The sequence below is a fragment of the Sphingobacterium sp. UBA7249 genome (assembly GCF_002472835.1).
GTDB lineage: Bacteria > Bacteroidota > Bacteroidia > Sphingobacteriales > Sphingobacteriaceae > Sphingobacterium > Sphingobacterium prati.
The window spans coordinates 128,887-140,986 of record NZ_DKST01000028.1 but is presented as its reverse complement, the minus strand read 5'-3'; the positions used below and the strand labels follow the sequence as shown (position 1 = coordinate 140,986).

Genomic DNA, 12,100 nt, shown 5'->3' with positions numbered 1-12,100 from the left:
TTTAGTCAAAGTTGTAAAATTTCCATTTCGTCTGGTGGTTGGCATCAAGCTGTTGATCAGTCAATATCGCCCTTAGCATTTCCATAGGCATATAATTTTCTTTGATAACGCGATCATGAAAATCTTTATAAGACATTTTACCCTTGCCCACCAGCTCATCGCTGATACTCAATAATTGTAGGCCCCCTATCATATAAGCAAGCTGATATAAAGGATCGTAAGACCCCTCGAAGGAGCGTTTTACCTCACCATGCGCATTTGCCGGTTCGTGTCCTACCTGATCCACAAGATAATCGATACATTGCTGTGGTGTCCATTCACCTAGATGAAATTTGATACTGAACGTGATACGTGCACAACGGTGCATTCGCCAAAACAAGACACCAATACGTTCTTCTGGTGTTTTTGCAAATCCCATCCGATACAAGAGCAATTCCCAGTACAAAGTCCACCCCTCCGTCCAAAAAGGTGTATTAAAGCTCTGTTCACGGTAGGGTTTATATCTTTTATTCATAAAATACTGCAGATGGTGACCTGGATTAAGCTCGTGCTGAACAGTTCCCAAAGAGAAATGTGGATTATTCCCCCGCATACTCATCATCTTCTGCTCGTAAGTCATTGTATTTGTCGGATAGGAAATACTGATCTCACGACCGCCCGTAAAAAAAGGATTGACCAATTGCCGTTCAGGAGTCATCATAATCATTCCCCAAGTCTCATCCGCCAATTCGGGAATATCGATCAAGTTATGCGCTTTTATAAAGTCCTGCGCCCTGGCATACAATGCATTGATAAGATCAGGTTGTCTGCCCTCAGCTACATACGTATTTTTGACCTTTTCCTGAGCGGCTTTCCAATCGTCGCCAAATCCCATTTCCTGCGATGCCTTCAATAACTCAGCAACGCACCATTTCCATTCCTTATCGGCAATCTTCAATAAGTCGTCGGCATCATAGGCAATCATTTCATCTTTTAGCTTTTTATTGAGTGCCGCCTTACCGATCGGTCTGCCACCTATATTGCTTCCGTCATCAAAAACCTTCCAGTTGCTTTTAGTTTTAAGTGCTTCTTTATAAGCAACCAGCGCTGCATCAAGGCCTTCGTAAGATTTGGGCACCCACCATGTAAAATTGGGATCATAACCATTATAGAAATCAAATGAACTTTGCAGACGCTTCTGTAAAGACTCAACCATACCGACTAAATAGCTTACATCATTGGCATCTATTGCAGGTTTCTGCACCAGCGCTTTTGTCTCTCGCAATACCGATTCACTGGCCTGTTCAAGCATTGTTGCAATCGCTTTACCTTCTACAAAAGAGCCCCTTCTGCGTTTTTGTTCAAATTGAAAGATGCTATCTGCAAATGGCAAATAAGATTTGAGCCGATGATAAGCATTCATCTCGTCACTTAGTTCTTGTTGATGGTGTAAGATCTTTCGGTTTAAAAGGATATAGTCTACCTGTCCATTTGTATTCAACTGATTATAGTCAAAAGCTTTTAATTTGGTCAGATAAGACTTATCCAAAGTGATTAATCTATTAATTTGTTCAGGAGACGGGCTAGCTTGTTGGAAGCCCCAGCCTTTCGGCATGGGCCCATAAAAATAATTTACTGCCTGCAGATCATGTTCATACTGAACAACGTAGGGTTCAATCGGCGTGGTGTGTTGAAACAAGTCCATTTTTTGCGCATTTAATGTCATTGGCACTGCCATACAGAGTATACCTAGACCAACACACGGCTTTACTTTAAGGTCAGTGTTTATCATTGTTTAAGTTTATTGTTAGCGTTATTGAAATCTGTCGTATTTGCATTTTTATAGCTCGTCAAATATCTCCAACAAAATAAGTCCAGGATTGTCCACGGACTTTTTATCATCAAATCAGTTGGTCAGTTGCCTGTGTTAAAGTCATGAAATACATAAACTTTTTATAGGTGCTGTCTTTTTACTCACTTGAATTATGTTTATTTTTCTTTATCAAAGAAAGCAACTGATGGACAACTTAACTAACCGACTTTTGATCATTACTTATTGGATATTGACCTCTGCCTTCAGATCCAAGCATTTTTAATAAGTCTTTTGTGATCAAAGGGCTTATTGTACGCATTCTAAAAATGGACTTGATATCATTACCAATCGCCAACAACCTCTGTGTAATAAATGTTATTTATACATTAAATGTATATTTTCGTAAATGATAAACCAAATTTTAGCTGAAATATGCTAAAAAAGTAATATCGTAGGTTAAATTTCAAGTATAAAGAACGGGTTCAATAACACATATTTGTACTTAATTGACAATGCTGATAAAGCAAGTCGTTACTTGTTAAATCTTACAGAACATGAACTTTAAGAAAAATCACTACCTTCTTTTTACCTTATTATATTTACATGCTGCCCTCACGGTGTTTGGCCAGCAGGATGAACATCCCGTATGGCAAGCTGTCAAAACACAAACAGCAACATTGGGTATTGACAAGGGAGATAAAAGCTTTCAACTCGAAAAGTTAAAGATCAAAGTGATAAATTCCTCACAGACTTTAGCTGCATTACAACAAATAGGCGGAGACGACAACTTCGATTACACCCCTGTGGAAATGCTGCGTAAGAGAGACCGTAATAATTTTTTTCATTTTGGAGATATTAATATCAGTTTGAGAAAACAGGGTGAAACAACTTGGTCTACTTACTCATCCGCCAAAGATCGCAAAGAGGTAATCGCCCTCGATGCATCGGGAACCGCTTTAGCTGCCGCTAATATCTCCCCGACATTGGGAGGTATCCCTCTCAAAGTGATCCGGAGCTGGAAGAATATCGGTGGTGACCTGATCTTGAGCTTCGAGGTCAGTAATCCAACAGAACAAACAATAGAAATAGGATCGCTGGGCATCCCGCTTCCTTTCAATAATAACATGGATGGTAAAAGCCTTGATCAAGCCCACGCCCAGAACGTCTTTTTTGACCCTTACATAGGCAAAGATGCGGGTTATGTCCAAGTAAACCATCTGCATGGACGCGGACCAAGCTTATTGGTATTGCCTTATGAGAATGCGGGTTTTGAAGCCTATAATCCCTTGAATAGCGATCCTACCCCCCGAAGCATAACTTTTGAAGGATTTCATGAATGGATGGTCCATACCAAAGCACATACCGAAACGGAATGGAAGGGCGTAGAACAGTGGAACGAGGCCACCTCGACAGTATTAGCGCCCAAAGCTTCCAAGGTATTTGCACTTCGCTTTGTGCTCGCCCCAAGTATCCGGGATATAGAAGCAGAATTGCTTAAAAACAATCGCCCTGTAGCCATTGGCGCTCCAGGCTATGTCATACCATTAGATAATCCGGTAAAACTCTTTCTAAAGCACAACAAAGAAATTAAAAAAATTAGTGTATCCCCTGAGCATGCACTCACCCTTAGCAAGCTAAAACAAACTGCAGGCCAATGGCAACAATACGAGGTACAAGGAAACCGTTGGGGGCGTGCACGCGTTACTGTAACTTATCAGGATGGCATTGAACAGACAATACATTATAAAGTCATCAAATCCGAGAAAGACGTCGTCAATAACCTTGGCCACTTTCTGACCACAAAGCAATGGTATGAAAATGACAAGGATCTATTTGGACGCTCCCCTGCTGTCATTTCTTACGATTATGAAGAGCAAAAACAAGTTACGCAAGAACGGCGAGCTTGGTATGCGGGATTAAGCGACGAAGCAGGTGCTGCGAGCTGGCTTGCAGCCATCATGAAACAGGCCCTACAACCCGACCAACAGGAGATTGAAAAGCTCAAGCATTTTGTCAACGAAACCATGTATGGCCGTATCCAGCATGCTTCGGGTGCACAAAAATACGGTGTAGTAAAAAGTTTATTTTATTATGCTCCTGATTCATTACCTGCAGGCACCTACGACGATAAAATTAATTGGAAGACTTGGTCGGCCTGGCCTAAAAAAGAAGCCGACGATATTGGAAGGTCCTATAACTATCCACATGTTGCCGCTGCACACTGGGTAATGTACCGGCTTGCACGCAACTACAACAATCTTGTACAGGAAGAAACATGGGATACCTATCTGGACCGTGCTTTCAATACGGCAATAGCAATGGTAGAGAAAGCGCCCTATTATGCCCAGTTTGGCCAGATGGAAGGTAGCATATTCCTGATTATCTTACAAGATCTTCGCAAGGAAGGGATGATAACGCGAGCGAATCAACTGGAGGCAGGGATGCGTAAACGAGCCGAACATTGGAAAACACTCAATTATCCATTTGGCAGTGAAATGCCTTGGGACTCTACCGGTCAGGAGGAAGTCTACCTATGGTCACGCTTCTTTGGATTCGATGAAAAAGCGCAGGTGACGCTCAACGCTATCCTTGCCTATATGCCAACGGTACCGCACTGGGGTTACAACGGTAGTGCCCGTCGCTATTGGGATTTTGTTTACGGCGGAAAATTGTCGCGCATTGAGCGTCAATTGCACCATTACGGTTCTGCACTCAATGCGATCCCCGTTCTGACAGAATTTCGCCGCCATCCAGAAGATTTCTACCTACTGCGAATCGGACACGCAGGCATGATGGGAGCGCTTGCCAATGTTACGGAAGATGGTTTTGGTCCAGCAGCATTCCATTCTTATCCAAGCACTTTAGCAAATGATGGGATCAGTGGAGACTATGGCACGGGATTCTATGGCTATGCAGTCAATTCCGGAACCTATATTTTCGAACATCCCGAATTTGGCTGGCTGGCATTCAGTGGCAACCTCAAAGCGAACAAGAAAGCTGTAGACGTTGCTATAACAACAGCCTCTCGGGGCCGAATTTTTCTAGCGAAAGAACAACTTTGGCTCACAACCGATGCCGGGGAAATTGAGCGTCTCACTTACCAGCTGAAGGATAGAAGCATTGTCTTACATTTTCACATGGGGAATCAGGAGCATACTACACAAGTTTTACTCAACATAAATCCCGAAAGTGGCTATGAGATAAAAGGTATGCACAAAGATGACCATGGTCGATATCGTATTCCTTTATCAACGAAAATGGTCATCCTGACAAAATCAAAATAAATAACGTGAAAAGCAAAAGGTGCCCAATAAAATGGGCACCTTTTCTTATGGATTGATAACCAAGCTATTTCCCAGTCCCGTCATAAATCTTGGACCAATATCTTGCGCTTTCAATAATTGCCGATGTTTGTTGTCCAGTTTCGGAGCTCCGGCATCTGCTGCTGCAGCGAAAGGATAATTACCAACAAAAGCGCCTAACATCGGACTATTGTTGGTTGGTTCATAAATGCCATCAGTCGTCAATGTATATTGAGGATTCTGACGGCTGAAACCGGTAGGAAGCTGTTGGCTTGTCGGCACATCAAATACGATATTTTCTTGATAAACAAAGTTAATGGGCTGATCTGTAAAGGTGAGCAGGGTTGACCGTGAAGCCTGTGAAACCACATTATTTGCAATATGCCCATCAATAGGCGCTAAATTACGGTTGCTCCCCTTTCCAGCACCAATATCAAATGACTGCTGACAGTTGATCATTGTATTGGCCACCACCTTGACACGTTTGACCTGATAATAACCGCTTAATGGTGAATTAGGGATGCCATCCATCAAAACCAATGCTGCTTTTTGGCCTGTACCAGCCAAATTTTGGAAATAATTGTTATAAATAATATGATCCTCACCCATGACACGGATTCCTCCAGCAGCATGAATCCCGTTACCGATAAAATAGTTCCCATACACAGCAGACCCATTGCCATGCCGCAAGCACAAAGTTCCCTGGCTTTCATAAAACAAATTATTACGGATGGTGTCAGCTCCCATCTTATTTGAGATAATTTCCATTTCACCATTGCAATGCTGAAAGATATTATCTTCGATCGTCGTATAGGCATTGGTCATTGACCAGTCACTCGTGCCTAGACGGATCGTTTCATTACCATTATTTGGTAACGCCCCCCGCTCTCCAAAAAAGTTATGGTCAATTCGGTGACGCATTACTTTGCTTGTTCCCCAAACCACCATTGTGGGGCCCTGATGAGATTTTCCTTTGAGATAACAATGATCTACACGGTGATTGGATCCATTGATGGAAATCCAGCGGTAGTCAGTAGCTGCTGCAGGAGGATTAAAATCCATAATAGCAGTATTGGTCAATCGGCAATTTGCAGAAGATGCCGTAAAATCAACGACATTCTTTCCAGCGGTATAACCACTTTGAAAGACAAGACCATCAATCACAAGCCATGTTCCCGTAATACGAAGGGACGAAGCCCCTTTCAACGTCACCGCACCGGGTTGCTCAGCCATCAGCACAATAGGCTGATGGCTTGCCCCCTGTCCACTCAATATAAGCTCCTGGTCCGTCCATTGCCCGGACTTCATAAGGATCGTATCTCCGGGCTGCAAACTTAAGGATTGTAAATCGGCTGCAGACTGAATGGTATGACATCGAACACTTGCCCCTCTGTTCAATCCTAATGCGACATCTTCTGTTTGATGGGTACCGCTTCCAGCCACCACTAGCAGTGAAAAGGAAGTTATTACAGCGATTATATTCAACATATCCGGCATCCCCCTATTGTTTCGACATAAAAGGATAAACGGTGGTATTTCCCTTTACACCGTATACATGGACCACGCCATTAGTAACACCATATCCGCCAGATCTATTAGTGGTTTTGTTATTAATCTGAATCGGCGCCAGGTCATTATTATTGACCAATTTTAAATACATCGCTCCCTCCTGATCAAAACCTTTCTCTTCATTCATATAGCCCAATAGAGATCCCTTACTCGCTACGGTATTGGCTGGCAACAGCGTCTTTGCTTTCACATTATTGATACTCAGATCAGCAAAGTTATATTTGCCCTCCAAAATGAGGTAAAGAAAATAATTCCGTACATCTTCTTTGCTATAATCTTCCCACTTCGTAGCAGGCCTGGTCAGCGGTGTACCGGCACCATCCATGCCGGTCACAATAGGAAAATCAAAGAAAAGTCCGCCGGTCACCTTTTTTGTCTTGGCATCCCAAATTTTGACTGCATCATTATGTAAAAATATAAATGTCCGATCGGATTTTTCAAACTCATTCAGATCAATACCCGCATATTCCATCCCCATCCGCATCCACTTGAAGACCGTATCTGTTGGCTTCTCGGGCGTTCCATAAGAACGATCTTCTAAAAATTTCTTCGCACTAATGCCAATATTAGGATCCAGCGTTTTATGTTCGTAATCGTAATTTTCCTGCAATTCCATATCGAAGAGAGAACAGCCTGTTGTCAATAAGGTCAGAAGCATCGCCCCTACCTGTATCCACTTGATGTTAAAATTTCTTTTCATAATTTCTTTTTCTACGGTCTCCTACTAATCTGTATATCCTGGATTTTGAACCAATAAACTATTGGAATTCAAAACATTTCGATTCAATGGCCAGTAGGCTCTATTTTGAGGATCCAAGAATCCCGGCATTTCCAGGTTTCCGGCATCCTCCTGCCTACGTTTCAGAATAGGATCCATCACTTCCTTGACACGATTTGTTCTGACCAGATCAAACCATCTCTTTCCTTCTCCAAAAAGCTCCAGCTGCCGTTCATTTAAAATAGCAGTTTCCAGCTTATGGGGGGTTGCTAACTCAGGAGCGTTCACATCGTACGCCGGCAGTTGCGCCCTTTTACGCACAAAATTCACGTATTTAATAGCTTTTTCCCGATCGCCACGTCTATTCAAAGCTTCTGCATACAGCAGATAGATGTCACTCAGTCGGTACATCGTCAGATAGACCGGAAGCAATTGATTTGTTGCCGGCCAGGGATCCGCCTTGGTAGGGTTTGCTTCCGTTGGATACCATTTTATAAATCGATCCCGTTTATTGCTTGGCATACCAAAATAGACATCCAGCGTTTGTTTTGGCCGAATATCCGGACTTGGACTTGCTGTCGTCTGTGGTAGGAACCAGCTTGCCCAGATCCCTTCATCCACAACAATCTGTTTGTTATTTGATGTCCAGGAAGTCTGCATGCAGGCACAGCCATTTTTCAGGTAATCCCAATGGATACTCCAGATTGTTTCTTTACTGGTTGACGGATTTGTAAAGATCGTTTTCCAGGATGCGGCATCCTGTAAGTTGGTTTCATTTAAGCCCGCATAAACGGCATTGGTGGGCGACTTGGCCAAGAATAATTTTTCTATCCACTTTATTGCATTTTCATGATCTCCCTGCCACATGTATACATCAGCCAGGATCGCACATATTCCAGCTTCGCCGATTGTCCATAAGGGGCTTTTGGCGTTTTTTGTAGTCAAGGAATAGGCTTTTTCCAAATCCGGGATAATCAAGTCTTTTATGACTTTATCTTTTGGTTCACGCGCTCTTTCCGCGGGCTTTTCCACATCTTCATAGGGCTCTAACCAAATAGGTGCGTCCCCCCATACACGGACGATATAAAAGTAAGACATCGCGCGAAGTGCATAACTTTGTGCCAAAAAATCGTTTTGCATGGCCGTTGTGATCCGACTATCCAATTGAGCTGCCTGGGGAATATATTTAATATTGTTATTTGCCCGTCCTATGGTTGTATACAGCCCGCTCCAATCTGAAAAATCATTGGAAGGCGTGATACTGTTTAACACGATTTCATCCACATAGTCCTTGGTATAACTAATAAAGCGATCAAAATTGTCTGACCGATATTCTCCCCAGTAAAGATATTTCTCACTATATTGATCTTTACCGACCATTTCAAGCTGAAAAGCACTATACATACCGGCCATTGCCGCCTGTACATCATATAGGTTTTTGTAATGTTGATCCAATGTTCCATCTGAAAGAGGCTTTTCATCCAGAAATTTATTGCAAGCGCCCAAAGTGCCTAAAAAAAGTAATGCTGCTAAAATTTTTATTTTGTACATAATTGAAATCTTCTAAAAATTAACATTTACACCGAAACCAAATTCTCTTCTTCTAGGATAACGACCGTCATCCTCACCCGGTGTTAGCGGGTTTGAGGTACTGAATTCAGGATCATAGCCGCGGTAGTTTGTCCAGGTCAACAAATTTGTTCCATAGATATACGTTGTAAGGCCTTTCATTTTCAATTTATTGGCCAATCGTGGACTAAAATTATAGGCCAGACGCGCGCTTGCAAGCCGAATAAAGGAAGCATCTTCGATGTACAGGCTATTTTGGTTGGTTTTCATGTTTCCACGATTGTTTCGCTCAGGATAGTAGGGATACTTGGCCTCATCGCCCGGTTTCCGCCATACATTATACACCATATCCGGTGATCCCGCGCCTGTATTGGAAGGATAGTTCTGACGCTGTAACAAAGCATTGTACACTTCTCCGCCGATTGCACCGTTGAACAGTACATTTAAAGAAAATCGGTTGTAAGTAAATGTCTGCATAAAACCAAAGTAAAAATCAGGGGTAGGATTGCCCAGGATCATACGGTCATCGTCATTGATCAAGCTATCGCGTTTGCTGTTGAGCCATTCGGCATCCCCACCTTTCAGCTTGCCATCGGGAGCATAAAGGTGATGCACTGTACCTTCATAATTTTGGCCATCTGAAGTATATACAGGTTTACCATCGCGGTACAATGGTTTTCCCTGGCCGTCAAGCACAAGTGTCAATTTATCCCAGTTGTCGTTATAGGCATTGGACTCATCCCAGGCATATACACCGAGATTACGCCATCCGTAAAAATTACCAATACGTCCCCCCTCTTCGAGATACCATTTATTCCCCGGAAAGAAAGGAACACCGTCCGCCAATTTCACAACCTTACCTCGTTCAAAGGAGATATTTCCATTGATTTCCCAGGTAAAGTTAGGCTTGACGATCGGCCGGGCAGTGACGACAAACTCCATTCCCCGGGTTCGGATCGATCCCACATTCACCTGAAGCTTTGTGTATCCGGTTTCTTTAGGTAGTTCTCTAGGATATAACAGATCCGTTGTGGTTTTCACATAGTAATCAGCGGTAAAGCCCAATCTTCCATTGAGAAAGGTAAGATCCAACCCCACATTGTTCTGCGTCGTCATTTCCCATTTAATCAGATAATTACCTAAAGTCGGGGTCATTGCCGCTCCTCCCACACCATTATAATTACCACCAAATGCTACCTTGGCATAAGATTCGTAATCCCCGATCTTATCATTTCCAAGCTGGCCAAAACTATAGCGCAGTTTCGCATCCTGTAATGCCGGCTTAGTCCATTTCATAAAGTTTTCATCCGAAAAACGCCAAGCAGCAGATCCTGAGAAAAAGTTTCCCCATTTGTTGCTCGGACCGAATCTTGAAGACCCGTCTCTTCTGTACGAGGCCTGGAGGAGGTAACGGCTCTTATAGTTATAACCAATTCGACTAAATACCGAAGCTGTTGCATTTGCTGTCGCTGATGTATACGTCTTGGAGGAGGTCAGATAATCCGGAAATGTGACCAAGACCTCTTCGTTTACACTGTTCAAATATTCAGAATGGAAACGATCAAAACGTCTACGATCAGCGCTAAATCCTAACAGGGCATATACATTATGGTCCTTTGCAAATGTTTTATTGTAATTGGCAAATGCCTGGAATTCCCAAGAGAAAGTCTTGGTAAATTCGTTCGATCCACTATTTTGGTCTTTATTAGCCGATATAAAACGCGGTGAAAAACCTGTATTTTGCAAGTTATCCAACCGTGCATTAAATAAAGTCGTCAGTTTGAGGTCATTCATCAACTGATAGTCCAATTGATTATTGAACTGACCGGAATACGTCTCACTAATGTTCTGTTCGTATAATGCATTCGCAATAGGATTTCGTTTAGATCCGATATAACTTGTCAATGATCCGTCAGGATAGTAGATCAACGAATACGCCGGCCTGTCCATCACGACGCGCACCGTATTGGCAATTGGAATGGAATTGCCTTTTTGCCAGGCAAAGGAGATATTATTCGCGTATCTCAGTTTTGATGAGGCTTGATATTCCACATTGATCCGCGACTGCAAACGTTTTGCATAGCTATTCAAGATAATAGACTTATCATCCAAATAATTTAAACTGCTGTAGTAACGGAGATTTTTTTGTCCACCACCAATACTTAACTTGATTTCTTTCTTTTGTGCGAGGTTGCCCAGCAATAGCTTTTGGAGATTGTTGTCTGCATTAAAACTAGGATTCAGTGAATCAACACTGCTACCTTGCCCCTGTATAGTCCTAAATTCACGAACTTCAGCCGAATTACTCACCGGAATATAATGGGCCAAACGACCAAAGAGATGGTTATAGTTGACATTGATCAGAGGTTTACCTTCTGCACCACGCTTGGTTGTGATCAAGATAACACCATTCGCTGCCCGGGATCCGTAGATAGACGCCGATGCAGCATCCTTAAGCACCTCAATATTTTCAATATCTGTCGGATTAATATTTGCACCATCCGGATTGATAACACCATCTACTAGATACAAAGGGCCATTTCCACCATTCAGGGTAGAGGTACCACGGACTTGTATAGATCCCGTTGCCCCGGGTTCTGCACCGCCATCGTTAACGATAAGTACACCGGCGGCTTGTCCTTGTAAGGCATCAAATAGATTGACTGGCTGTCTTTCCTGAATTTTTTTGGCGTTGACAGAGGATATCGCACCTGTTAGATCCCGCTTTTTAGCTACGCTACCATACCCGGTAACAACGATCTCATCCAGTGCATTCTCATTTTCACCAAGCTGAACATCAATCTGTCGTTGACTACCGACTGTTCTTTCTTCCACCTTCATGCCTACCTGACTAAAGACCAGAATCGCTGCTGGCGCAGCCTCGATCTGATACTTCCCGGCGGCATCCGTACTTGTTCCTTGGCTTTTCCCTTTAATACGTACGCTCACCCCCTGTAGCGCATCACCTTTACTATTGCTCACTTTGCCCGAGATCCGCATATTTTGCTGGGCAAAGAGCGGTAAGCCCAAACTCCCCGTTATTAAAAATAGGCAGAGTACAAAGCACCCCATTTTCGTGATACTTTTTGTCATAATTAGTTATTTATTAATTGGTTATTTATTATCCAAAGGAATTTAGCTCCCACGCTC

The 12,100-nt window shown here is 42.9% G+C and carries 6 protein-coding genes; 1 reads left to right on the top strand and 5 read right to left on the bottom strand.

Annotated features, from left to right (window positions below; genetic code table 11):
* Position 1: 1 nt before the first annotated feature.
* The gene (locus B4A24_RS20090; RefSeq protein WP_293946752.1) at positions 2 to 1,771 is read right to left on the bottom strand and encodes a DUF885 family protein; all 1,770 of its coding nucleotides are present in this window, start codon (positions 1,769 to 1,771) and stop codon (positions 2 to 4) included.
* Between the two features lie 575 nt (positions 1,772 to 2,346).
* Between B4A24_RS20090 and B4A24_RS20085 the strand changes: the two genes are divergently transcribed.
* Positions 2,347 to 5,076, top strand: coding sequence for a DUF5695 domain-containing protein (locus B4A24_RS20085; protein WP_293946751.1), 2,730 nt, complete (start codon positions 2,347 to 2,349; stop codon positions 5,074 to 5,076).
* A 45-nt stretch (positions 5,077 to 5,121) separates the two neighbouring features.
* Here B4A24_RS20085 and B4A24_RS20080 read toward each other — a convergent pair whose 3' ends face one another.
* From B4A24_RS20080 to B4A24_RS20065, 4 genes are read right to left on the bottom strand one after another with little or no spacing between them, the layout of a single operon-like run.
* Positions 5,122 to 6,582, bottom strand: a complete 1,461-nt coding sequence (locus B4A24_RS20080; RefSeq protein WP_293946750.1) for a polysaccharide lyase 6 family protein — start codon at positions 6,580 to 6,582, stop codon at positions 5,122 to 5,124.
* 13 nt (positions 6,583 to 6,595) lie between these two features.
* On the bottom strand, positions 6,596 to 7,363 hold the full coding sequence (locus B4A24_RS20075) for a hypothetical protein (RefSeq protein ID WP_293946749.1): 768 nt from the start codon (positions 7,361 to 7,363) through the stop codon (positions 6,596 to 6,598).
* A gap of 24 nt (positions 7,364 to 7,387) precedes the next feature.
* Entirely contained in the window at positions 7,388 to 8,932 is a 1,545-nt protein-coding gene (locus tag B4A24_RS20070; RefSeq protein WP_293946748.1) for a RagB/SusD family nutrient uptake outer membrane protein, read from the bottom strand.
* Positions 8,933 to 8,944: 12 nt separating this feature from the next.
* Positions 8,945 to 12,043, bottom strand: coding sequence for a SusC/RagA family TonB-linked outer membrane protein (locus B4A24_RS20065; protein WP_293946747.1), 3,099 nt, complete (start codon positions 12,041 to 12,043; stop codon positions 8,945 to 8,947).
* Between the last annotated feature and the right edge of the window lie 57 nt (positions 12,044 to 12,100).